This is a genomic window from Lysobacter yangpyeongensis (genome assembly GCF_042655745.1).
Lineage (GTDB): Bacteria > Pseudomonadota > Gammaproteobacteria > Xanthomonadales > Xanthomonadaceae > Agrilutibacter > Agrilutibacter yangpyeongensis.
Genome location: NZ_JBHSNM010000002.1, coordinates 242,293 through 265,414, shown reverse-complemented (window position 1 = coordinate 265,414; position 23,122 = coordinate 242,293). Strand labels below are relative to the sequence as shown.

Genomic DNA, 23,122 nt, shown 5'->3' with positions numbered 1-23,122 from the left:
CGCCGGTTGAAGCGGTGTGTCGAAGCGGCCGGTTGAAACGGCAGGTCGAAGCGGCAGGTCGAAGCGGCGTGTCGAAACGGCGGATCGAAACGGCGTGTCGAAACGGCGGATCGCTACCATGCGCGCCATGACCGCCCCCGCCCCCGCGCCCCGCCTCGACGTCCTGCTGCGCGACGCGCGCACGCGGATCGAGGCCGTCGATGCCGACTTCCTGCTGGCGCATGCACTGGGCCGGCCGCGCAGCTGGTTGCTGGCGCATCGCGAGGATCCTGTGCCTGCCGAGGTCGCGGCCGCGTTCGAGGCGCTGGTGCAGCGTCGCGAACAGGGCGAACCGGTCGCCTACCTCACCGGCCATCGCGGCTTCTGGCGCTTCGACCTGGCGGTGACGCCGGCCACGCTGATCCCGCGCCCGGAAACCGAGCTGCTGGTCGAGCTGGCGCTGGCGCGGCTGCCGGCCGGGCAGTCGCTGCGCATCGCCGACCTCGGCACCGGCAGCGGGGCGATCGCGCTGGCGCTCGCCGGCGAGCGGCCGCAGGCGCGGGTGATCGCCACCGATGCCAGCGCACCGGCGCTCGCGGTCGCGGAAGCCAACGCGCGCACGCTGGGCCTGGCGAACCTGGCCTTCCGCGCAGGGGACTGGTTCGCGCCGCTCGCCGGCGAACGCTTCGACCTGATTGCCAGCAATCCGCCCTACATCGCCCTCGACGATCCGCACCTGGGCGAAGGCGACCTGCGCTTCGAACCGGCGTCGGCGCTGAGCTCGGGCATCGACGGGCTCGATGCGATCCGGCGGATCGTGGCGGACGCGCCGGCGCACCTGGACGCCGGCGGCTGGCTGCTGCTGGAGCACGGCTGGGAGCAGGGCGCGGCGGTACGCGAATTGCTGCTGCGCGCGGGCTTCGTGGACGTGGCCACCGAGCGCGACCTGGAAGGGCGCGACCGGGTGACGCTGGGGCGCAAGCCGGACTAGCCGTCTTCCGACGTCGTGATCAAAGGAAGACGCCACGGGATGCCTGCGCCCCGTACGCTAGAATTTTTTCCCGCCCACGACACACGGACCGGCCGGTATGCGCACGCTTTTCCCCGAGATCCAGCCGTACGACACCGGCACGCTCCAGGTCGACGACCGCCACACGCTGTATTACGAGCAGTGCGGCAACCCGAAGGGCAAGCCGGTGGTGTTGCTGCACGGCGGTCCCGGTGCCGGCTGCAGCGACAAGATGCGGCGTTTCCACGATCCGGCGAAATACCGCATCGTGCTGTTCGACCAGCGCGGCAGCGGCCGATCGACGCCGCACGCGGATCTGGTCGACAACACCACCTGGGACCTGGTCGCCGACATCGAGAAGCTGCGCGAGAAGCTGGCGATCGAGCGCTGGCAGGTGTTCGGCGGGTCGTGGGGCTCGACACTTGCGCTCGCCTACGCGGAAACGCATCCGCAACGCGTGACCGAACTGGTGCTGCGCGGCATCTTCATGCTGCGGCGCTGGGAACTGGAGTGGTTCTACCAGGAAGGCGCCTCGCGCCTGTTCCCGGACGCGTGGGAGCACTACATCGCGGCGATCCCGCCGGTGGAGCGCCACGACCTGATTTCCGCGTTCGGCCGCCGCCTCACCTCCGACGACGAAGCCACGCGCCTGGCCGCGGCGCGCGCGTGGAGCGTGTGGGAAGGCGCGACCAGCTTCCTGCACGTGGACACCGATTTCGTTGCCGGCCACGAAGACGCCGCGTTCGCCCTGGCATTCGCGCGCATCGAGAACCACTACTTCGTCAACGGCGGCTTCTTCGAGGTCGAGGACCAGCTGCTGCGCGACGTGCACCGGATCGGCGACATCCCCGGCGTGATCGTGCACGGCCGCTACGACGTGGTGTGCCCGGCGCAGAACGCGTGGGACCTGCACAAGGCGTGGCCGAAGGCGGACCTGGTGATCACGCCGGCGTCGGGCCACTCCGCGTTCGAAGCGGAGAACATCGATGCGCTCGTGGCGGCGACGGAGCGGTTTGCCTGAGGCGCGCTTTCGTTTGGCATCCCGTTGCGGGCGGGGATCCTTGGGCCGTTGCCTTTCGCTCGGGTGAAGCAACGGCAAAAGCAAAATGGATCCCGGCTTGCGCCGGGATGACGATTCGGTAGTTGGATTCCGGCTTGCGCCGGGCGCTGCGGCGCGCGACGCTCCAGCCCTTGAACGGAGCATCCACAGGAACCGTAGCCCGGGTAAGGCCGAAGGCCGCACCCGGGTGTTCTTGATCGAGGCGAAAGGTCCCGGGTGCGCTGTGCTTACCCGGGCTACGCACTACGCACACGCGCTAGCCCTTGAACGGCGTTCCGTCCGGGTTGCGCTCCAGCATCCACAGGCCGGCCCAGAGCTTGAGATCCAGCTCGTAGCCTTCGGCCTGCTTCTGCATGAGCCAGGCCGGCGCCTGCGCGCGCGGGACTTCGTGCACGGTGATGCCTTCGCCGTCGACGCCGCCGCCTGCACCCACGCGCGTCAGCCGCGAGGCGCGGACGAAGGCGATGCGTTCGTTGCTCATGCCTGCGGACGTGGGGCCGACCAGCAAAACCTCGACCCGGGCCGGTTCCCAGCCGGTCTCCTCGACCAGTTCGCGGTGCGCGGCGGATTCGAGCGTGTCGTTGGCGTGATCGTCGCCGACCAGGCCGGCGGGCATCTCGATCGTGCGCTTGCCCAGCGGCACGCGGAACTGCTCGACGAACAGCACGCGGTCCTCGGGCGTCACCGCAATGATGATGACGGCCATGCCGTTGCCGTGGCTGCGTTCGGCGTATTCCCAATGGCCACGCCGCTTCAGGCGCAGCCATTGGCCGTCGTACAGGGTTTCGGCCGGGTGCGCTTGGGCTTCGTGCTGTTGCTGGCTCATGCCCCGATGCTACCGCGCCGCGATTGCCTACAGTTGCGATAGCACCGCGCCGCGATGACCTCCGGCCGCGATAGCACCGCAACGCGGCGCACCGCGCGGGGAATTCCGCCGTGCCTTGCCTTCAACGCACGGCGCTGCCCCCACCACCCCTACGCCGTCGCAAACTCCAGCCCGGCCGCCGCGTGCAGGCGCCGGCGCGTCATCGGGCCGAAGCGCATGGCCTCGCACAGCAGGGACAGCATCGCCGCGTCGGCGTTGCCGCGCTCGAAATGGCCGGCCTCCAGCGGGGCGTCCAGCGCGATCGTGGTCAGGCGGCGCCACAGCAGGGCCTGTTCGCGGTGTTCGCGCAGTTTCGTCGCGATGCCGGCGGCGCCGCGCACGCGCAGGAACGGCACCTCGTCGATGCGCGCGAGCAGGGCGTCGAGCGAACCGAAATGCGCCAGCAGCACCGCTGCCGTCTTCGGGCCCACCCCGGGCACGCCGGGAATGTTGTCCACGCTGTCGCCGGTAAGGGCGAGGTAGTCGGCGATCTGGTGCGCGTGCACGCCGTGGCGCGCCTTGACGCCGGACGCGCCCCAGCGCTGGTCGCGCGCGTAGTCCCACTGCTCGTCGTGTTCGCCCAGCAGCTGCGACAGGTCCTTGTCGGCCGAGACGATCACGCCGCGGAAACCGTGTGCGCGCTGACGCGCCAGCGCCGAGCCGATCAGATCGTCGGCCTCGTAGTCGTGGTGCGCCAGCACGACGAAGCCGAGCGCGATGCACAGCGCCTTGCAATGCGCGAACTGGCGCTTGAGCTCGTCGGGCGCGGCGTCGCGGTTGGCCTTGTAGGCCGGATACAGTGCATTGCGGAAACACGAATCGAGCGCCTCGTCGAAGGCGATGGCGATGTGCTGCGGGCGCGCGCGGTCGAGCAGTTCCAGCAGGAAGCGCGCGAAACCGTGCACCGCGTTCGTCGGCCAGCCGTCGGCATCGGTGAATTCCGCCGGCATCGAATGCCAGGCGCGGAACACGTACATGCTGGCGTCGACGAGGTAGAGCGCCGGCGGCGTCGGCCGGGTAGCGATTTCAGCGTTCATGGCGTCCATTCGGCGAGCAGGCTGCGCGGGTCGGGCCGCTCGCGTTCCGGTACGTCGAGCTTCGGCGTGCCGATGTGGATGAAGCCCGTGATGCGTTCGTGCGCGGCGAGGCCGAGCCAGTGCGCGACCTCTTCGTCGTAGGCCGGCCAGCCGGTCAGCCACTGCGCGCCGTACCCCGCGGCCTGCGCGGCCTGCAGCAGGGCGAAGCACACGCAGCCGGCGCTGAGCAGCCGCTCCTGTTCGGGGATCTTCTCGTCCGGCCCCAGCTGCGCGATCACCGCGACCACCAGCGGTGCGTGGGAGAAGCGCAGGCGGTCCTTCTCGACCGCGGCCTCGCCGGCCTCGGGATCGCGTACGCGGCCGCGGGCGGCCAGGCGTTCGCCCAGGGCATCGCGCGCGGCACCGCGGATGCTCAGGAACCGCCACGGAGTGCGCTTGCCGTGATCCGGGACCCGTACCGCGGATTGCAGCAGGCGCAGGAGGGTAGCCTCATCCGGCGCCGGATCGGTCAGCTGTCTGGAGGGGACCGAGCGCCGGTCGTCGAGCGTCGCCAACCGGTCGTCAAGAGTGTTGTGGGACATGGGTCACAGATCGGGATTCAGGGTCGCAAGCTGACAAATTCGGACACTATGCTGCGCAAGAACGTCGCAAAGTGCCGCCGGTATCGTCGCCCGGCGGTGGAGTAACCGGGGAAGGTGGCAACAATGTCCGATTATCCTCCTGGCATCGCCAGCACCGCACAAGGCGCTTCCCAGCGAAGCGATCCCGCGCGGGTTCTGGAAGAGATCAAGCGCATTTCGGTCGAGCTGCTGGGCGCGGTGCCGAGCGGCCTGTTCGGACCGGTCGAGTTCGCGCTGCAGGACTCGTCCTCGCGCGGCGTCCTGCGTGCCACCGAAATGCAGGCGCTGATGAAGCTGCGCCAGCAGTCCTCGGCGCTGGTGATGCGCTACCGCCAGCAGATCGGGCAGGGCTTCGACGATTTCCGTTCGCTGCGCATCCGCAACCGCGGTGATCTGCCGTTGTCGCTGGTGGCGGAAAGCCAGCTCGCGTTCCACCTCGCCGGACAACAGCTGGCGCAGGCGATCGAAACCCGCTTCGCCGCCGCGCTGGAAACGATGGGCGCGCGCCTGGACCGCCTCGCCGAAGCGCTGCAGATGCAGCCGGGCTCGAATCCGATCGGTGCCGGTCGCCTCGCCGGCGCCTTCATCGAAACCTTCCGTGACGCGCAGATGCCGCAGGATCTGCAGCCGCTGATGTTCCGCGCCTACGAGCAGGAGCTGACGCGCCTGCTGGGCGACCTCTACACCCGCATCAACCAGCTGCTCGCCTCGTCCGGCTACGGAGCGCCGGTGCAGGGCCCGCGACCGCTGCCGCCGAAGGACGTGCAGGTCGCGCGCCGCGACGAAGAGTTCGAGCTGGTGCAGCAGATCCGGCGCACGCGTCCGGTCGATCCGGCCATCGCCGCGCAGTTCGCGCAACTGCGCTCGGAACTGCACGCCTGGCGCCAGCAATTGCCGGGCCAGGCCCAGGCCGACGCGATGAACGCCTTGCCGCGTCGCGAGTTGCGTACCGAGGAAGTGGTCAGCGTGGTCTCGCTGCTGCAACCCGAATCGCCCGATCTGTTCGTGCGCGCGCTGGCCGGCCAGCCCGGACAGCTCGCCCGCGTCATCCGCGACCAGCTGGTCGATGGTGGACGGCGCCTCGGCCACAGCCCCGAGCACACGCGCATGAGCGCCGAGCAGGACGATGCGATCGACCTGGTCGGCATGCTGTTCGAATCGCTGTTCCAGAGTTACGCACTGCTCGATCATGCGCGTCGCCTGTACGGCCGCCTGGTGATGCCTTACGTCAAGGTGGCGATGAACGACAACGCGCTGTTCGTGCAGCGCGAACACCCCGCGCGCAAGCTGCTCGATGCCATCACCGAAGCCTGCGAGGGCAATGCGGCGGCCACGCCGCAGGATCGCGAACTGATCGAACGCTGCGCGGCGATCTCGCAGCGCATCGTCGCGGACTACAACGAAGACCTCGCGGTGTTCGAGCTGGCCCACGCCGAACTGGAGGCGCTGCTGGAGCAGCACCGCCGCCGCGTCGAACTGCAGGAAGCACGCGCCGCGAAGGCCACCTTCGGCCGCGAACGCCTCAGCGAGGCCCGCACGCAGGCCGACCAGGTGCTGCATCAGCTCTTCGACGAACCGATGACGGGACCGGTCGGCGAGTTCCTCGCGCAGCCGTGGCGCCATCACCTGGTGCAGACCCTGCTGCGCGACGGCGCCGGTTCGCCCAGGCACGGCGAAACACTGGCGCTCGCCAATGCGCTGCTCGAAGCCGATCGCATCGCCCGCCTGGGCAGCGAAGGCCGGCGCCTGGCCGACCGGCTGCTGGTGCTGCAGGACGCGCTCACCCAGTGCCTGGCCAGTTCCGGCCTGGACGAAGAGGCCGCGATGCAGCGCCTCGCCGACCTGATCCGCGCGCTGGCGTTGCCGGACGTGCCGCGCACCGTGCATGCGATGCCCACGCCGGCGGCCGACGAGGATGCGGCGACCGAAGATGCGTCGCTATGGCTCGGCCTGGGACTGGCGGGCGGCACTGATGCGATGCAGCCCGATCCCGAACTGGCCGCACGCATGCGCCGCCTGCTGCCGGGCGAGTGGCTGCGGTTGCTCGACCCGGCGGGCCAGGCGGTGGCGGTCAAGGTCGCCTGGATCAGCCCGATGACCGGACGCTTCCTGCTGGTGAACCGGCGCGGCCTGCGCGTGCTGGTCGCGTCCGCGGCCGAACTCGCTTCGCTGGCCCAGGCCGGCCGCCTGCAGGTCGGCGCCGAACGCGCGCCGACCGACGAGGCGATGCGTCATCTGCGCGACCGCTTGGCGCACGCCGCCTGATCCGCGCGCAATTGATTGCGTACACACCTGTGGAGCGGCTTGCCGCTCCACTTTTTTTGCGCGCCGGGAACGTATCGCACGCGCCCGGCGTGCCGGTCGTCGCACCACCACCGGCGTTTGGTTACGATGCCGCTCACTTTCCGTGTGGGGCGCAGGCATGGCGGCAGGAGCGGAGCAGGGCATCATCGTTGCAGTGGCTCGCGAGACCGCGCCAGGCGAACGCCGCGTCGCCGCTTCGCCCGAAACCTGCAAGAAGCTGACCGCGCTGGGTGCGCGCGTGCGCGTGCAGCGCGGCGCCGGCATGGCCGCAGGGTTCACCGACGACGCCTATGCGGGCGCAGGCGCGCAACTTGCCGACGATACCGTCGCCACGCTGGAAGGCGCCGATGTCGTGCTGTGCGTGCAACCGCCGGCGGCGGCCACGCTCACGACGCTGAAGACCGGCGCGGTCCTGGTCGGAATGCTCGCGCCCGAGGCCGACGCCGCGCGCAGCGATGCGATCGTGTCGCGCGGGCTGGTCGCCTTCCCGCTCGAACGCCTGCCGCGCACCACGCGCGCGCAGGCGATGGACATCCTCAGTTCGCAGGCGGGCATGGCCGGATACAAGGCCACGCTGATCGCCGCGCAGCTGGCGCCGCGCTTCTTCCCGATGCTGACGACCGCCGCCGGCACGATCCGTCCGTCGAAGGTGCTCGTCATCGGCGCGGGCGTGGCGGGCCTGCAGGCGATCGCGACGGCCAGGCGCCTGGGGGCGCAGGTGGAAGGCTTCGACGTGCGCCCGGAAACGCGCGAGCAGATCGAGTCGCTCGGCGGCAAGTTCCTCGACCTGGGCGTCAGCGCCGCGGGCGAGGGCGGTTACGCGCGCCAGCTCACCGACGAGGAGCGCGCGTTGCAGCAGCAACGCCTGGGCGAGCATCTGAAAACGGTCGACGTGATCGTGTGCACCGCCGCGGTGCCGGGAAGGCCGGCGCCGAAGATCGTCACTGCGGCGATGGTCGCCGGCATGAAGCCGGGCAGCGTGATCGTCGATCTCGCCGCGGAAACCGGCGGCAACTGCGAACTCACGCGCGCGGGCGAAACCATCGACAGCGCCAACGGCGTCACCGTCGCCGGACCGATCAACCTCGCCAGCATGGGCGCCGTGCACGCCAGCGAGATGTACGCGCGCAACCTGCTGAACTTCGTCAGTCTGTTTGTGAAGGACGGCGCGATCGCCTTCGACTGGAACGACGAACTGCTGGCGAAGACGGTGTGGCCGACCTCAGTCCAACCAAGTCCTCATGGGGCGTTTGGAAAAGGCGGGTAACGACGGATATGCTGAAGCTGCCCACAAGGTCGTGGGTTTTCAAGGATCTGAAATGAAAAAGGTATTGGGAGTAATTGCCGTGGGTTCCATGGCACTGTCGCTGGCGGCTTGCGAAAGCGTTGGCTGGTCAGTGAAGGCGAGCTGCAAGGGGGGAGCTGGCTGCTCAGCCGAAGGCGAAATTCACGGCCAGATGAAGAAGGAAATGCAGAAGGGGAATCGGAAGCCGCTGCTGCAACAAATGGCTGAATCAGGATCTGCCTTTGATGCAGCCCAGTTCGCCATAGACGTTTCCGAATCGACGGTTTCGATCCCCAACAGTGGACTGGTGTCAATCGCACTTGTGGATTCCAGTACCGGCGCCGTTCAAGCGGCCGCGACCTGGGGATGGACCAAAGTGGGAGCCGAACTGAAGTTGTCGAACCCCGACGCCGTGAATGACTGGGCGATGACTCATGGTGGCACTGCCGACTCGCTCAAATATGCGCTTCTTCCGTTCGAAACGACCGCAGGCACGTTCGCGGTGTCGGTCGAATATGAAGGAGCTGCCTATGCGACCAGTACGGCGTCGTGGAATGGTGGCGGTGGTTGCCGCGAAGTGAGATGTCACCAGCAGTGATTGCCACGCGAGCTGGAAAGGAGGGGCCGGCGCGTTGCGCGCCGGCCCTTCTTTTCGCATTCGTGCTGTTGGTGAGTGCTTGCGCCAGATTGGAGGCCAGGAAGGTGATGCCCCTGTTGTCCGATCGGGGCGCCTATCGGACCTCGGTCGTCAGTTCGCGCGGGCTGCTCAGGTATTCGCTGATGTCGATCCTGCCCGGCCGGCCTGGCGAGCTGAAGTGCAAAACAGTCGAGGATCGACTCGGGCCGACCGAGGGGCTGCATCTGCTGGTCCAGGACTGCGCAGGCCTGGCCTCGGAAACCCTCGCCGAATATGTACGGAGCTTCGGAGTAGCGGAGGTCGCCTTGCGGCACTACTTCGACGGCATGCGGGTCGAGCGTCTTGAATTGATCTTGCTGTCCCCCGGAGTCCAACATCTGGGCATCTCGAAAGGTGTGGGAAAGAGGAATGCCCTCAGGCTCTCCATGAGTTTTCGAGCGATCGACGGCGACGTGAACCTCGTGCGCGATGCGATCCGTTCGTTTGCGCACGAGGTTGCGCACCTGGGATTCAAATCGGCCGGCGACAGGGGGCTTGGCGATGACGAGGAATACGCAGCTGGGGTGGCGGAATCCTGCGTGGAGTACGACACCTTCGGCGACACGCGGGGTTACGTATTCCCGGAGGATATTGCCGAACCGCATACATCTTCCTTCGACTCCAGGCAGCGCAACTCCCTGCTTTCGTCACGAAGGGCCTATGTTGACGTTGCTGGCTTCTTCGATACCGGAAGGGCCCTGGTTCTTGAAGACCGCAGTGGAAACTTCCGGCGCTTCTGCGCAGCACAGCTGATAGGGAAGCGTTAGCAACGTCGTTTACCGCGCCGGCGCCGGATGCGACTTGAGCCAGGCCTGGCGTTCCTCCGGCGTCATCGTCTTCCACTGCGCGCGCAGCTTCTGCCGGTCTTCCGGCGACATCTTGCGCATCTCGCCGAACAGCGCCCGGGCCTGCGCGCGCTGTTCCGGCGACATGTGGCCCCAGCGCTTCACGCCACGATGCATGCGCTGGCGTTCCTCCGGCGTCATGGTCTGCCAGCGTCGGGCGTGTTCCATCATCCGCTCGCGCTGTTCCGGACTGTCGTTCCAGCGTTCGCGTACCGGCGCAACGAGCATGTCGCGCTCGGCGGCGCTCAGCTGCTCCCAGGCGGGATAGGCGCGGGCGGCAGCTGCGGGCGCGGACGCCGGCTTGCCGGCCGGCGCGGCGCCCTGCGCGAAGACCGGCGCGCTGCACAGCAGGGAAAGGACGAGGGCAAGGCGAAGCGGTTTCATCGGTTTACTCCGTAACCAGATTGGCGGTGTCGTTCGAGGCGAGCCAGAGATAGAGCTCGGGGGATTCGTCGAGGGCGGCGTAGACGTCCCCGGGTTCGCTGTCGCTGTAGGCGGGCACGGCGACGGGCGGGGTCGTGCCGGCGGCGATGCCGTCCGGCACGGCGTGCCCGGGATGGCGAAGCAGCAGGCCGCCGGCCACCAGTGCGATCGCGCACGTCGCCGCCAGCGGCCAGGCGTGCAGGCGTGGCCGCGCGGATGCGCGCGCCGCCGTGTGCTGCGCACGCAATTGGAATTGGGTGCGCGGAGATACCCGTTCGACGGCCTGTGCATGCACGGCGCGCAGGCGATCGTCGAAGCCGCGCGCAGCCGCATCGGCGCCGGGCAATTGGTGATTCCGATCATCGTGGCCGATGCTCATCGCAGGTCCTCCAGGTGGTGCTGCAAGGCCTCGCGCGCTCGCGAGAGATGGGTCTTCACCGCGCCCTCGCTGCAGCCCATGACGCGGGCGGTGGTGGCGACGTCGAGGTCTTCGAAGATGCGCAGGCTGAAGGCCTCGCGCTGGCGTCGCGGCAGGCGGCGCAGGCCTTCGACGATGCGGGTCCATGCCTGCCGGTCCTGCTGGCGATGCGAGGGATCGCCGCCGGGGTCGGCCCAGTCGACGGTGTCCTCGCCTTCCGGCTGCGGCGCGAGCCAGCGCAGCCGCAACAGTCCGCGGCGCTGCATGTCGACGATGCGGCTGCGCAGGATGCTCCAGAACAGCGGCGTCCATTCGCCGGCCGGGCGATCGCGATAGGCGAGCATGCGCGTCATCGCGTCCTGCACCGCATCGCGCGCGTCCTCGCGATGGCGCAGTCCGCCTTCGGCGAAGCGCAGCGCGCGCGTGGCGATTCCGGACAGGAATTCGTCCAGCGAGGCCACCTCGGCCGCGGGTGCGGGCGAGGCGACGAGCATGTCCACGGTGGCGGTCATGCGGTCCAGCATGCGCCCGCCTTAATGTCTGCGGTCCCAACGCCGGTCGACACGGTCACCGCGGCGGTCCCAGCGCGCCTCGGCCATTTCGCCGCGGCGATCCAGGCGGCGGTCGATGCGCTCGCCCTTGCGTTCGAGCCGGCGGGCCTTGTGATCGTGGCCCCGCGCGCCCGCAACCGCCGCACGAATCTCGAAGCGGTGTTCGATGCGATCGCCGCGACGATCGAGGCGGTGTTCGATGCGCTCGCCCTTGCGGTCGAGCCGATGGTCGACGCGATCGCCGAAATCGCCCGCGCTGGCGGCGCTGCTCGCGGCCAGCAGGCCCAGACCCAGTACCGCTCCCGGCCACGCGTGGTTGAACCATGCCTTCATGTGGATGCCCTCGGGCAGGCGGGGCGCGGAATGCGCCGGTGGGTGACGGCCTGCACGTGGGGAAACGTGTGACGCGCTCGCCGGTTGACACGGCAGCGGCTGCATTCATGGATCGTTATGATGGGGCGACGGGACCTGGGGACGCATCGCATGACCGACGGGCTGGTAGCGCTGTACATCTTCATGCTGGCGGCGATCGCCGGCCACGTGATCATCTCGCGGGTGCCGGTGATCCTGCACACGCCGTTGATGTCGGGATCCAACTTCATCCACGGCATCGTCCTGATCGGCGCGATGGTGGTGCTCGGCCACGCCGATACGACGCTGGAGAAGGCCATCGGCTTCCTCGCCGTGCTGCTCGGCGCGGGCAATGCGGCCGGCGGCTATGTCGTCACCGAACGCATGCTCGAGATGTTCAAGCCGTCGCAGAAGAAGGACGCGGACGGAGGCAAGGCATGAGCGCCTTCGCGAGCACGTCGGCGTGGATTGCCGCCGGCAGTTACTTCGTCGCCGCGACGCTGTTCCTGCTCGGCCTGCAACGCATGGCCTCGCCGCTCACCGCGCGCAGCGGCATCCGCTGGGCCGGGCTGGGCATGGTGATCGCGACGGTGGCGACCTTCCTGTTGCCCGACCTGCACAACATGGCGCTGATCGTCACCGCATTGGCGCTCGGCACGCTGCTGGCGTGGGTGTCGGGCAAGAAGGTCGCGATCACCGACATGCCGCAGATGGTCGCGTTGTACAACGGCATGGGCGGCGGTTCGGCGGCGGCGATCGGTGCGGTGGAGCTGCTGCGGTTCTCGTCGGAAGGGCGCCCGCCGTCGATGGTGACGCTGGTGCTCGGCGTGGTCGGTGCGCTGATCGGCGCGGTGTCGCTGGCGGGCTCGATCATCGCCTGGGCCAAGCTCGACGGGCGCATGGACAAGCGCTACACGTTCCCGGGCCAGCAGCTGTTCAACGCGGCGGTGGCGATCGCGGCGGTGATCCTCGGCGGCATCGTCATCCATTCGCTGGGCGTGCCGGTGATCATCGCCTTCTTCGTTGCCGCGCTCGCATTGGGCGTGCTGATGACGCTGCCGATCGGCGGCGCGGACATGCCGGTGGTGATCTCGCTGTACAACGCACTGACTGGCCTGGCCGTCGCGTTCGAAGGTTACGTGCTCGACAACCAGGCGCTGATCATCGCCGGCACCATGGTCGGCGCCGCCGGTACGCTGCTGACGCAGCTGATGGCGAAGGCGATGAACCGGCCGATCCGCGGCGTACTGTTCTCCAACTTCGGCGGCGGCGGGCAGATGCAGGAAATCGGCGGCTCGCAGAAGCCGATCGAAGCGGGCGACGTCGCCGCGATGATGGCCTTCGCCGAGCGCGTGGTGATCGTGCCGGGCTACGGCCTCGCCGTCGCGCAGGCGCAGCACAAGGTGTGGGAACTGGCGCAGAAGCTGATCGATCGTGGGGTGAAGGTGAAGTTCGCCATCCACCCGGTCGCCGGCCGCATGCCCGGGCACATGAACGTGCTGCTGGCCGAGGCCGGCGTGCCCTACGACCTGATCGCCGACATGGACGACATCAATCCCGAATTCGCCAACACCGACGTCTCACTGGTGATCGGCGCCAACGACGTGGTCAATCCGGTGGCGAAGACGGATCCGGCCTCGCCGATCTACGGCATGCCCATCCTCGACGTGGTCAATTCGAAGAACACCATCGTGATCAAGCGCGGCAAGGGCACCGGTTTCGCGGGCATCGAGAATGCGCTGTTCTACGCCGACAACACGCGCATGCTGTTCGGCGACGGCGCGAGCATGGTGGCCGCGCTGGTCAGCGAACTGAAGGCGCTGGACGGCGGCGGGCACTGAAACCCGTGGGAAGCGGAGTCGCGCGATGAAGGCGGACGTGCTGCGCACGCTGAGGCTGGTGCTCGCGACGACGCTGCTGTCGGTCTGGGCGTATGCGCAGCTGCTGCGCACGCCGTGGCTCGGCGACACGATGCTGCCGCTGGTCCTCGCGCTGGTGGTGGCGCCGGGTCCGTCCTGGCGCAACCCGCGTGAACTGCGCTTCCTGCTGGCGGCGCTCGTTGGCTTCGTTGTCTTGACCGGGTTGCTGTACTGGGTGGGTACGGATGCCGCCCTGCAGTCGTTCGCCCACAGCCCGTGGTTCGTCGTTCCGGTGTGGCTGCTGGCGTTGTTCGGCCTGGTGCGCAATGCCGTTAGTGCCGAGCGGCTGGCGGCTGCGGCGCGGGCCGCCTCCGCAACCGCGCAGGCACCGGACGCCGGCTGATCGGTCACTGCCCGCGGCCCCCGCCGGAAATGCGCGACCGAAGCCCGCCAAGCGCAAGCTCAGCGTACTTGGTGATCCCTTTGCTGCATCGGCTTTGAGCGATCAATGATCGTCAGCGTGCCCCGTGCGCCCGGCGCGCGAACCACACGCAAATGACGCCGAACAGCAGATGCATGAGCAGATTGGTGATGAAGGCCAGCATCAGCGGCTTGGCGGCGACCTGCGCCCGCGACAGTGGCACCACCACCCAGGTCATCACCACCCACAGCAGCAAGCCGTAGGGCACGCCGTACAGCACCGGGTGTTGCAGCAGCGCGCGATACCGGCCGCTGGCGAGGTAGTACGCCAGCACCATCATCGTCGCGGTGAAGTAGTGGAAGCCGGCGCCCAGCAGCGCCGTGGCGATGCCGCCTTCGAAGGCCGCCTGGCCCAGCGCGCCGGAGGCGATGTACTGCAGCAGGTACACCGGACTGACATGGCGCAGCCACGCCCAGAACGAACACGCGTAGATCAGGTCGAGGGTGGCCAGGGTGAAGCCGCCGGCGATGATCTGCGCAGCGGCGGAGCGCGGCGGTGTGGCTGTGAGCGTGGACATCGGCACTCCCTTTGGCGGGAAACGGTGCCGTTTCGCGCGTTAGCGCCCCGGCAGCGCCCGGCGGGCGGACCAGGCGCAGATCACGCCGAACACGGCGTGCATGATGATGCTGGCCACGATCCAGGGCAGGTAGACGTTTGTTGGCCGCGGCGCGTTGGACAGCGGCACGACGACATGGCTCATCAGCACGTAAAGCAGCAGGCCGTAGGCCAGCCCGTACGCGAGCGGCCGTTGCAGCAGGATCCGCACGCGCGCAGCGACCAGCGTGTAGGCCAGCACCATCGTCGTGGCGATGAAGTAGTGGCAAACCAGGCCCAGCAGCGCGCTGCCGTTGCCGCCTGCGAATGCCGCCTCGCCCTGCACGCCCGCGGCGATCGACTGGAGGATGCGCACCGGCGGCACGTCGCGCAGCACGGCCCAGAACGTGCACGCGAAGATCAGGTCCAGCGTGGCGAGGACGAAGCCGCCCAGCACGACGTGGAACCACACGGGGCGGGGAGCGGCGGCGAGCACTTGGGTCATGGTGGTTCCTGCTGCGGCACGAAGGGAGTAGGGGCGCGGGCGTCGTGCCGCGTCGCTGCGCGGAAGGACGGATGTCGGCGGGGAGGGCGGCGGTGCGGCTAGCGGCGGCGGGTTCGCAAGGCCTGTCCGGCGAAGCCGGCGGCGAGGGTGCCGAACACCGCGAAGGCCGGAAGGCTGAGCAGCATCCAGGCCAGCTGTGGATGCTTCGGTGTGGGCGCCGCCGACAACGGCACCACGATGCCGTTCATCAACAGGTACAGCAGCAGTCCGTAGGCGATGCCGAAGCGGGCGGCGTGCTCGCGCAACAGACGCACATGCATCGCCACCAGGGCGTAGGCGAGCACGAAGCCGCAGCCGATCAGCCACTGGAAACCCGCGCCCAGCAGCGCGGTGGCCGTGCCGCCGTGGAAAGCCGCGCGGCCGAGCGCGCCGGCGGCGATGCCCTGCAGCAGGCGCGCCGGCGGCACGCCCTGCGGCGACCAGTACAGGACGCAGTAGACGAAGTCGGTGAGGGCGATGGCGAGGCCTCCGCACAGCACCAGCGGCCACGCGATGGCGTGCACGCGGTGAAGGCCCGCGGGAGAAAACGAAGCGCTTGCATGCATGGCGATGTCCTCGGCGGATGCGCACGACGGGCAGTTTCCAGCCTGTCGCGGCCATCCTGCCCGGTGCAGGCGGTTGCGCGGCACACCAATTCCCCGCCGGTTCGGGGAAGCCAATTCAGGGCGTCGGCGCGGGCAGGCTCAGCGAGACAGGCTCAGCGAGACAGGCTCAGCGAGACAGGCTCAGCGAGACAGGCTCAGCGAGACAGGCTCAGCGCGAGGCGATCGCGGCCAGCAGCAGCGCCAGGGCCGCCATCGCCAGTTCGAAGCCGCCGTTGGCCAGCTGGACCACCAGCCAGGCATGGCGGAAGCCGAGGCGCAACGCGGAATCGATCGGATCGAAGCCCATCACCTCGCCCATGTGCACTGCGATGATCATCCAGTTCGCCAGCGCGACGATCGCCGCGGTGGCCACGATGCCCACCGCCGCGCGCAGCGGTCCCGGGCGCCAGCCGGACAGGCGCAGGATCCAGGCGACGTCGAGCGCGCCGAACAGCGCCATCCAGCCGCACTGGCTGCCGGTGGACCAGGCCAGCACCACCCAGATCGCGACGAAACCCGCGCACGCGCCCAGCAGCATCAACAGCCGCAGCGGCCATGCGAACCAGGACGATCGGGGGGAGGGGGGAGCGGATGCGGGGGAGGCGGGCATGAGGGGCGCAAGGATAGCCGGTGCGCGGGCGCCGCCGCGCAGGCCGATGGTTGGCCGGTTCATTTCGGCTCGCCGTGCGCGGAACGAAGCGTCGCACGCCCCTCGGGCGCGTTGCGCGGCAGCGCGGCGGCGCAACCCGTAAAATCCGCACTCTTGTGCGCGCCGCGTACGGCCCCGACCTAGTGAACATGTATTCCCGCAGCAGCGAACCCGTCCGATTCGAGCGCGATTGCGCCGCCGTCCTCGTGCCGCAGGGCGAGAAGGTCACGCTGCCGGCCGGAAGCGTCGGCTACATCACCCAGGCGCTGGGGGGCAGCTGGACGGTGTTCGTCGAAGGCAACCTGTTCCGCATCGCCGGCGTGGATGCCGACGCGATCGGCAAGGAACCGCCCGAGCCGCTCGAACTGCCGGCCGATGCCGGCGACGACGCGGTCGAGCAGATGGTGTGGCGTCAGTTGCGCACCTGCTTCGATCCGGAAATCCCGATCAACGTGGTCGACCTCGGACTCGTCTACGAAGCCAGCGTCAAGCCGCACCCGGACCGGCCGGGCGAGCGCCTCGTCGAGATCCGCATGACGTTGACCGCGCCCGCCTGCGGCATGGGCGACATCCTCGTCGCCGACGTGCGCGACAAGCTGGAGATGATTCCGACGGTGACCGAAGCCGACGTCGAACTCGTGTTCGACCCACCGTGGAACCGCAACATGATGTCGGAAGTCGCGCGCCTGGAAACCGGGATGCTGTAGGGCGGGCCTTGGCCCGCCTTCGTGTGCCTTGAGCTTTCGCGCGGCCGTTGCCGCCCACTTTCCTGCCTACCCGCGCTGCCGCGACACGAAACTCGTCTGTGCGGGTGGCGAACCGCTGCAGGTTCGCGGTGGATCCGGTACTGGTTGTGGTGGTCTGTCGCGAACCGGACGACGGGCCAAGGCCCGCCCTACGCCGCTCGGGTGGGGGCGGATGCGTCGGATGCGAGGTGGGCCTTCGCCCCCTTACCGGATCTCGCTTTGGGCGAGGATCTGGGTGTCGACCTTGGCCGGGCCCGTCAGCCAGTCCAGCGTCGCGCCGCGCAGGCCGGTGCGCGCGACCATGCTCGCGCGGCAGCGTTCGTTGCATTCGCCCAGGGTGATGCCGGCGGGGACCAGGCTCTGCAGTTCCATCTGCCCCACCACGTCGCCATGGCGCTGCGCCTCGGCATGGGCGGCGACGATGAGGTCCAGCGCGCGCTTGCCCTCGCCGCGTTGCAGGGCCGCGACCGCGCGGACGACATCCAGCCGGTAACGCACCGTCCACAGGCTCGCACCGCGCAGTTTGCGCGCGACGCTTTCGTGCTGGTCGGCGCTCTTCCAGTCGCCGCGCATCGCCGCGTTCTCGGCGAGCCCGGCTTCGGCCATCGCGCGGATCCATTCGTACCCGGTCCGCACGGCCATGGGCAGCACGCGCTGGTTCATGCGCTCGGCGGTGGCCAGATCGCCGGCGCGGGTCAGCTGCGCGGCGATCCACAGTTCGTTGAGCCAGCGGTCGGGGCCGTCTTCCTGCGATTCCACTTCCTTCTGCGCCTCGTGCAGGCTCCGCAGGCCGCTCGCTCGATCGCCGGCGAGGATGTCGACGGCGGCATTGCCGATCAGCGCCTGCAGGCGCGTCGACGGTTGCTGCAGGGCGTCGCACGCCTTCCATTGCGCGCGTGCGCGGTTCATGTCGCCGCGCGCCAGGCTGAGGTCGGCGCGCATGCAGGCGATGCGCGATGACGCGGTCGATTGCTGCTCGGCCGGATTGACCTTGCGGTCGCGCTCCTCGGCCGCGACGAGGATGGCTTCGGCGCCGCCGTAGTCGCCGCGGTTGGCGGTGAGGATGGCATCGAACTGCGCCACCACGATCGCGCCGTCGCCCTGCAGCCCGGCCTTGCGCAGGCTGGCCAGGCGGCGTTCGGCGTCTTCGTACCGGCCGCGCATGAAGTCTTCGTTCAGCAGGTACAGCTCGAGCACGTGCTGCTCGAAGGTGTCGCCGGCGGTGAGCGCCGTGGCCAGCGCCTGCTCCAGGCGCGCGCGGTACGTGGGCAGCTCGCCCAGGCTGTAGTGGCGGAACGCGTCGAGCCGCAGCATGTCGACTTCGAGGCGGCGGTAGCCGCGTTCGCGCGCCTGCACCAGCAGCGCGTCGAGGTCCGCTTCGTCGGGATGCTCCGGCTTGCTGCTTTCGGACAGGAAGCGCGCGTACAGCGCGGCCATCTCGTCGCCGGCGATTTCGAACTGGCTCGCCGCTTCCTCGTAGCCGGCGAGATCGGCCTTCTCTTCGTACTGATAGCTGTTGGCCTGCGCGATCAGCAGCAGCGCTTCGCCGTTTTCCTGTTCCCAGCCCTTGCCCGCCTCGCGCGCGATGCGCTGCGCGATGAGCGCCTGCTTGCGCGCCTGCACGGCATCGCCGAGCGACAGATAGGCCGACGAGAGATTCAGGCGCTGGCGCAGCTGCGTGCCGACCGACTGGCGGGCCCAGTGCGGCTGGTTGAGCAGCGGAATCGCCTGTTCCGGCTGCGCGGCGTTGACCAGCATGTTGGCCTGGTCTAGCGCGTACACGCTCTTCTCGGGATGCCGCGCCGCTAGCGCGCCGTAGGCCCGGGCCGCTTCGGCCGCCTTTTCCGGATCGCGCGACAACAGCTCCGCGTGCAGGACCGCGGAAACGTCCTCGGGCACCGGTTTGAGCAGTTCGATCGCGGCCGTGGTTTCCTCGATCGCCGGCGAGGCGCGCGACAGTCGCGTCAGCACGTAGCCGTACTGGAAGCGCGCCAGCCCGAACCGCGGCGCGCGCGCGGCGACCTCCTGCAGGATGCGCGCGCTGGTCACCCAGTCGCGCCGTTCCAGCGCGTCCACGCCTTCGGCATAGTGCCGCGCGGTCGCGGTGTCGACGACGAGCGCGGGCCAGCGTTCGCTTGCGCGATCGGGTACCAGCCGCGCCAGCAGTTCCTTCGACAGTTCGTCGGCCATCGCGGGCAGGCGCTCGCGCGGGCCCTTGCGCTCGATGCGCTGTTCGCGGCCGGCATCGTCGTAACGGGCGCGCAGGAATACCTGCCCGGGATCGGTGGCATCGACGCCGGAACTGAGGAACACGATCCGCGGCGAACGCCCTTCCGAATCCGCGGCGAGGTGGGCCTCGGTAAGCAGGGTGACTTCGGGGAGGCTGTCGAGCTTCCACCCCAGCCAGGCATGGAGCAGGGTCACCGGCCAGCGGGATTCGGCCGGGGCCGCCCGGTCCTCCACGTCGATCAGGGCGATCGCCAGGGCTTCGGTGCGGACGGCCGTCGCGGCCTTGCGGGCGTGCAGCCACCAGGCGCCCGAGCCCAGCAGCAGGAAGCCGAGCGCCGCGGCCGCCACCCAGCGCCAGGGGCGCGGGCGAACGGGCGCCGAAGCCGCTTCGGCCGGACGTTCGGCGGTCGAAGCGGGAGGCGCGGACGCCGCTTCGCCGGCGGGTGCCGATTCCTTATTAGTAGCGGGTGCGGCGGGCGGGGCGGTCGTTCCTTCGGCCACCGCTTCCACCGGGCCCGGGGGTTCGAACACGTAGCCGCTCTTGGCGACGGTGCGGATCCAGTGCTTGCGCGCCTCCCCCAGCGCCTTGCGCAGCATCCACACGCTCTGGGACAGGTTCGCGTCCTCGACGATCACGCCCGGCCACACGCGCGCGAACAGCTCGGCGCGGGTGTGCAGGACCTGTGGTTCGGCCAGGAAGACCAGCAGCAGGTCGAACATGCGCTGGGGCAGTTCGGCCTCCTGGTCGGGACGGATCACCCGGCGGTATCGCAGGTCGACCTGGACATCGTGCACCTGCAGGCGCCGCGTTCCTGCGGGCCAGGGGTGCTGTGTGGGATCAGTCAAGACGCGATTCTCGAGCCCGCCGGAGGCCGAATCCTACCGTTGCGGCGCGCGCTCGTTTGTTGCGTTGCAACACCTTTCCGGCCAAGAACTGCAAAAAAACGGTTTCGCAAAAGTTGGCCGTTCGGAATGCCGGAGCGCGTTTTGGCCTTTTTCGTTATGACCTCGTTAAAAAACCGCGTCATTGGTGCTGAATGGGGCGATTTGAGATTTTTTTGAGTCGAAATACGAGGTCTCAACGCCCTCCCGGCCCCTTTCATCGGGGCGTGTCGAACGGAGGCCCACCGATCGGCAACCCCGCCCCCGGACCCTGCGTCCGGGGGCCGGGGGTAGTCCCCGGCCTCCGGCGCCCCGGGCGCACCGGCCATTGAATGCGGCAGCGGGCGTCCGCCTGCGCAGCCGCTCGAGTTCATCCGAAGCGAGGGAAGTACAGGCAGGTCCACATCCCGCGGGCGGTTCCAGCGCCCGGTTTCTCTCGCCCCAGCGGGCGCATTCCGCGCCCGGCAACAGCATCGATTCAGGAGTCCGCAGCGCGGACCGAGGACTGGAAGTCCGGCACGGACGCGCGTCTCAGGACGAGACAACTACCCCGGCGCAAGCCGGGGTCTTCACAGGGGGACGGCCGCTGCGCCCGGCGCGGCGGCCGTGAGCGGTTCCGGTCCGGTGATCGCGGGCATCCATGGCGATGGGGATCGCTGCGGATGGACACACGAAGCGCCGTCGTGGCCGGCACGCAAGGCAGCAGTAGTGGTTGGGCCTCGCCAGGGACGGCGGGGACGCTTCCGGCCCGTGACGCGCCGGAGCGGGATTGCACCTTTGGAGCAACACCGTTGGAGCAATGCTGTCCGGGCAACGCCGTTCGGGCAGAGATCCATCAGTGCCCATCCCGCCCGTGGCGGCCTGGGATCCACAAACCGAGAGGGAATCACCTGATGTCCGCATCCCACCGTCGCATGCGCCTGCATGCGCTCGCTGCCGCCACGGCAGTCGCCGTGTCCACGCTCGCCGTTCCGGCCTTCGCCGCGCCGCGACTCAACCTGTCCGGCCTGGAGTCGGGCGTCCGCTACGACCGCTTCATCGTCAAGTACCGTGACGGCTCCGCCGAGCGCGCCGACACCGGCAAGGCCAAGGCCGCGCTGGTACGCGCCACGAAGGCCGGCATCGCCGGCAAGGCGCTCGCCCTGGGCCACCTGCGCCGCATGGCGCTCGGCGCCGACGTGGTGAAGGCCGGCCGCAAGCTCGATCGCGTCGAGGCCGAAGCCCTGATGCGCCAGATCGCCGCCGATCCCAACGTCGAATACGTCGAGATCGACAAGCTCAACCACGCCTACCTGACCCCGAACGACACCAGCTACAGCCAGCAGTGGGGCTACTCGGGTACCTACGGCATCAAGGCCAACCAGGCCTGGGACGTCACCAACGGCGCCGGCAGCGTCGTCGCGGTGCTCGATACCGGCATCACCAACCACAGCGACCTCAACGCCAACATCCTGCCGGGCTACGACTTCATCGGCGATACCGACGTGTCGGTCGACGGCGACGGCCGCGATGCCGACCCGAGCGACCCGGGCGACTGGTACGACAACGCGCACTGCGGTCCCTCGCCGGTGCCACCGTCGTCGAACTCGAGCTGGCACGGCACGCACGTCGCCGGCACGATCGCCGCGGTCACCAACAACGCCAAGGGCGTGGCCGGCGTCGCCTACGGCGCCAAGATCGTTCCGGCGCGCGTGCTCGGCCGCTGCGGCGGCTACGACTCCGACATCGCCGACGCGATGATCTGGGCCTCGGGCGGCACCGTCGCCGGCGTTCCGGCCAATCCGAATCCGGCCGAAGTGATCAACCTCAGCCTCGGCGGCTCCGGCGCGTGCGGCACCACCACGCAGAATGCGATCAACAGCGCGGTCAGCCGCGGCACCACGCTGGTCATTGCCGCCGGCAACGACAACACCAACGTGTCGAACGCCTCGCCGGCCAACTGCGCCAACGTCATCGCCGTCGCCTCGATCACCAGCACCGGCGCGCGTTCGAGCTTCTCCAACTACGGCACCGGCATCGACATCGCCGCGCCGGGCTCGAACATCCTGTCCACGCTCAACGCCGGCGCCACCACGCCGGGCGCGGAAACCTACGCCTCGTACAACGGCACGTCGATGGCGACGCCGCACGTCGCCGGCGTCGTGGCGCTGATCCAGTCCGTGGCCACCACGCCGAAGACGCCGGCGCAGGTCGAGGCACTGATCAAGGCCAACGTCACCGCATTCCCGTCGACGCCGTCGCAACCGATCGGCCCGGGCATCCTCAACGCCAAGGCCGTCGTCGACGCCGTCAACGGCACCACGCCGCCGCCGTCCAACGTCCTCACCAAGGGCGTGGCCGCGACCGGCCTGGCCGCGTCGACCGGTGGCTACGTGAAGTACACGATGGTGGTGCCGGCCGGCGCGACCAACCTGAGCTTCACGATGTCGGGCGGCACCGGCGACGCCGACATGTACGTGAAGTTCGGCAGCGAGCCGACCGACAGCGTGTACGACTGCCGTCCGTACAAGAGCGGCAACGCGGAGAGCTGCAGCTTCGCCACGCCGTCGGCGGGCACGTACTACATCAACGTGAAGGCGTACTCGACGTTCTCGGGCGTGAGCCTGCTGGGCGACTACAGCACCGGCGGTGGCGGCGGCACGCAGACCTACAGCAACAGCAGCGACTACAGCATCCCCGACAACAACGCGACCGGCATCAGCAGCCCGATCACCGTGTCCGGCCGCAGCGGCAATGCACCGTCGAACGCCTCGATCTCGGTGAATGTCGTGCACACCTACGTCGGCGATCTGAAGCTGGACCTGATCGCGCCGGACGGCAGCGTGTACAACCTGCGCAGCAACACCGGCGGCAGCGCCGACAACATCGTGGAGACCTACACGAAGAACCTGTCGACCGAAGCGCTCAACGGCACCTGGAAGCTGCGGGTGATCGACAACGCGGGTCAGGACACCGGCTACATCAACAGCTGGAGCATCACGTTCTGATCCTCCGCAAGGAGGCGTGAACGACATCACGCAATCGAAAACGCCCCGGCCTGCCGGGGCGTTTTCGTACGGGGCGCGGGTAGGGAGGCCATCCGCCCGCCGCGTCTACCGTTTCCGGGCGAAGCGAAAAGCAGCGTCGTGCGCGTCGCCAGCGAAGCAGCAACGAACCAGGCAACCCCGGGG

At 69.0% G+C, this 23,122-nt stretch carries 23 protein-coding genes and 1 pseudogene; 12 read left to right on the top strand and 12 right to left on the bottom strand.

All coding sequences use genetic code 11. The features are described from left to right. The first annotated feature begins 127 nt into the window (after positions 1-127). Together prmC and pip are read left to right on the top strand one after the other, a co-directional pair. A complete protein-coding gene (gene prmC, locus ACFPN1_RS08035; RefSeq protein ID WP_386754335.1) occupies positions 128-970 on the top strand; it encodes a peptide chain release factor N(5)-glutamine methyltransferase in 843 nt (280 codons plus the stop codon). A 97-nt stretch (positions 971-1,067) separates the two neighbouring features. Further along, positions 1,068-2,009, top strand: coding sequence for a prolyl aminopeptidase (gene pip, locus ACFPN1_RS08030; protein WP_386754333.1), 942 nt, complete (start codon positions 1,068-1,070; stop codon positions 2,007-2,009). Between the two features lie 295 nt (positions 2,010-2,304). On the opposite strand, the gene ACFPN1_RS08025 is transcribed toward pip, so the two are convergent. The 3 genes from ACFPN1_RS08025 to ACFPN1_RS08015 all read right to left on the bottom strand — a co-directional run bounded on the left by ACFPN1_RS08025 (position 2,305) and on the right by ACFPN1_RS08015 (position 4,531). Further along, positions 2,305-2,874, bottom strand: a complete 570-nt coding sequence (locus tag ACFPN1_RS08025; RefSeq protein ID WP_386754332.1) for an NUDIX hydrolase — start codon at positions 2,872-2,874, stop codon at positions 2,305-2,307. A gap of 149 nt (positions 2,875-3,023) precedes the next feature. Beyond that, the gene (locus ACFPN1_RS08020) at positions 3,024-3,950 is read right to left on the bottom strand and encodes a 5'-3' exonuclease (protein ID WP_386754331.1); all 927 of its coding nucleotides are present in this window, start codon (positions 3,948-3,950) and stop codon (positions 3,024-3,026) included. Beyond that, positions 3,947-4,531, bottom strand: coding sequence for a nitroreductase family protein (locus ACFPN1_RS08015; protein ID WP_386754330.1), 585 nt, complete (start codon positions 4,529-4,531; stop codon positions 3,947-3,949). Before ACFPN1_RS08015 ends, ACFPN1_RS08020 begins: the two co-directional genes overlap by 4 nt. Positions 4,532-4,654: 123 nt before the next feature. Between ACFPN1_RS08015 and ACFPN1_RS08010 the strand changes: the two genes are divergently transcribed. The 4 genes from ACFPN1_RS08010 to ACFPN1_RS07995 all read left to right on the top strand — a co-directional run bounded on the left by ACFPN1_RS08010 (position 4,655) and on the right by ACFPN1_RS07995 (position 9,602). Next, a complete protein-coding gene (locus ACFPN1_RS08010; RefSeq protein WP_386754329.1) occupies positions 4,655-6,835 on the top strand; it encodes a DUF1631 family protein in 2,181 nt (726 codons plus the stop codon). 157 nt (positions 6,836-6,992) lie between these two features. Beyond that, positions 6,993-8,141, top strand: coding sequence for an NAD(P) transhydrogenase subunit alpha (locus tag ACFPN1_RS08005; protein ID WP_386754328.1), 1,149 nt, complete (start codon positions 6,993-6,995; stop codon positions 8,139-8,141). 52 nt (positions 8,142-8,193) lie between these two features. Next, on the top strand, positions 8,194-8,757 hold the full coding sequence (locus tag ACFPN1_RS08000; RefSeq protein ID WP_386754327.1) for a hypothetical protein: 564 nt from the start codon (positions 8,194-8,196) through the stop codon (positions 8,755-8,757). A gap of 182 nt (positions 8,758-8,939) precedes the next feature. Then, entirely contained in the window at positions 8,940-9,602 is a 663-nt protein-coding gene (locus ACFPN1_RS07995) for a hypothetical protein (RefSeq protein ID WP_386754325.1), read from the top strand. 9 nt (positions 9,603-9,611) lie between these two features. Here ACFPN1_RS07995 and ACFPN1_RS07990 read toward each other — a convergent pair whose 3' ends face one another. The 4 genes from ACFPN1_RS07990 to ACFPN1_RS07975 are packed head-to-tail and all read right to left on the bottom strand — an operon-like array spanning position 9,612 to position 11,405. Then, on the bottom strand, positions 9,612-10,064 hold the full coding sequence (locus ACFPN1_RS07990) for a DUF3106 domain-containing protein (protein WP_386754324.1): 453 nt from the start codon (positions 10,062-10,064) through the stop codon (positions 9,612-9,614). Positions 10,065-10,068: 4 nt separating this feature from the next. Continuing rightward, entirely contained in the window at positions 10,069-10,482 is a 414-nt protein-coding gene (locus ACFPN1_RS07985) for a hypothetical protein (RefSeq protein ID WP_386754323.1), read from the bottom strand. After that, positions 10,479-11,015 (bottom strand): RNA polymerase sigma factor, encoded by a 537-nt coding sequence (locus ACFPN1_RS07980; RefSeq protein ID WP_386754841.1) that lies wholly within the window; start codon positions 11,013-11,015, stop codon positions 10,479-10,481. The genes ACFPN1_RS07985 and ACFPN1_RS07980 overlap by 4 nt, the downstream gene beginning before the upstream one ends. Before the next feature lie 39 nt (positions 11,016-11,054). Beyond that, a complete protein-coding gene (locus tag ACFPN1_RS07975; protein ID WP_386754322.1) occupies positions 11,055-11,405 on the bottom strand; it encodes a hypothetical protein in 351 nt (116 codons plus the stop codon). A gap of 150 nt (positions 11,406-11,555) precedes the next feature. Here ACFPN1_RS07975 and ACFPN1_RS07970 point away from each other — a divergent pair, with 150 nt between their 5' ends. From ACFPN1_RS07970 to ACFPN1_RS07960, 3 genes are read left to right on the top strand one after another with little or no spacing between them, the layout of a single operon-like run. Beyond that, the gene (locus ACFPN1_RS07970; RefSeq protein ID WP_386754321.1) at positions 11,556-11,864 is read left to right on the top strand and encodes an NAD(P) transhydrogenase subunit alpha part 2; all 309 of its coding nucleotides are present in this window, start codon (positions 11,556-11,558) and stop codon (positions 11,862-11,864) included. Further along, on the top strand, positions 11,861-13,264 hold the full coding sequence (locus tag ACFPN1_RS07965) for an NAD(P)(+) transhydrogenase (Re/Si-specific) subunit beta (protein ID WP_386754319.1): 1,404 nt from the start codon (positions 11,861-11,863) through the stop codon (positions 13,262-13,264). The genes ACFPN1_RS07970 and ACFPN1_RS07965 overlap by 4 nt, the downstream gene beginning before the upstream one ends. 25 nt (positions 13,265-13,289) lie before the next feature. Then, positions 13,290-13,685 carry a hypothetical protein gene (locus ACFPN1_RS07960; protein WP_386754318.1) on the top strand — a complete coding sequence of 132 codons (396 nt, stop codon included), beginning with the start codon at positions 13,290-13,292 and terminating at the stop codon, positions 13,683-13,685. 112 nt (positions 13,686-13,797) lie between these two features. Here ACFPN1_RS07960 and ACFPN1_RS07955 read toward each other — a convergent pair whose 3' ends face one another. The 4 genes from ACFPN1_RS07955 to ACFPN1_RS07940 all read right to left on the bottom strand — a co-directional run bounded on the left by ACFPN1_RS07955 (position 13,798) and on the right by ACFPN1_RS07940 (position 15,984). Further along, positions 13,798-14,280 carry a hypothetical protein gene (locus ACFPN1_RS07955; RefSeq protein ID WP_386754317.1) on the bottom strand — a complete coding sequence of 161 codons (483 nt, stop codon included), beginning with the start codon at positions 14,278-14,280 and terminating at the stop codon, positions 13,798-13,800. Between the two features lie 39 nt (positions 14,281-14,319). Then, positions 14,320-14,802: a hypothetical protein gene (locus ACFPN1_RS07950; RefSeq protein ID WP_386754315.1), complete on the bottom strand. Its 483-nt coding sequence runs from the start codon at positions 14,800-14,802 to the stop codon at positions 14,320-14,322. A 98-nt stretch (positions 14,803-14,900) separates the two neighbouring features. Beyond that, positions 14,901-15,407, bottom strand: a complete 507-nt coding sequence (locus tag ACFPN1_RS07945; RefSeq protein ID WP_386754314.1) for a hypothetical protein — start codon at positions 15,405-15,407, stop codon at positions 14,901-14,903. A gap of 208 nt (positions 15,408-15,615) precedes the next feature. Continuing rightward, positions 15,616-15,984, bottom strand: a complete 369-nt coding sequence (locus ACFPN1_RS07940) for a hypothetical protein (RefSeq protein WP_386754313.1) — start codon at positions 15,982-15,984, stop codon at positions 15,616-15,618. Between the two features lie 260 nt (positions 15,985-16,244). Here ACFPN1_RS07940 and sufT point away from each other — a divergent pair, with 260 nt between their 5' ends. Then, positions 16,245-16,802: a putative Fe-S cluster assembly protein SufT gene (gene sufT / locus ACFPN1_RS07935; RefSeq protein WP_386754312.1), complete on the top strand. Its 558-nt coding sequence runs from the start codon at positions 16,245-16,247 to the stop codon at positions 16,800-16,802. Between the two features lie 243 nt (positions 16,803-17,045). Here sufT and ACFPN1_RS07930 read toward each other — a convergent pair whose 3' ends face one another. Further along, complete coding sequence (locus ACFPN1_RS07930; RefSeq protein ID WP_386754310.1) at positions 17,046-19,916, bottom strand: winged helix-turn-helix domain-containing protein; 2,871 nt, start codon at positions 19,914-19,916, stop codon at positions 17,046-17,048. A gap of 929 nt (positions 19,917-20,845) precedes the next feature. Between ACFPN1_RS07930 and ACFPN1_RS07925 the strand changes: the two are divergent. Then, positions 20,846-22,570: pseudogene (locus tag ACFPN1_RS07925) on the top strand (S8 family peptidase); the annotation flags it as partial. Beyond that, entirely contained in the window at positions 22,550-22,939 is a 390-nt protein-coding gene (locus ACFPN1_RS07920) for a proprotein convertase P-domain-containing protein (protein ID WP_386754840.1), read from the top strand. The pseudogene ACFPN1_RS07925 and the gene ACFPN1_RS07920, both read left to right, overlap by 21 nt. The last annotated feature ends 183 nt before the right edge of the window (positions 22,940-23,122 follow it).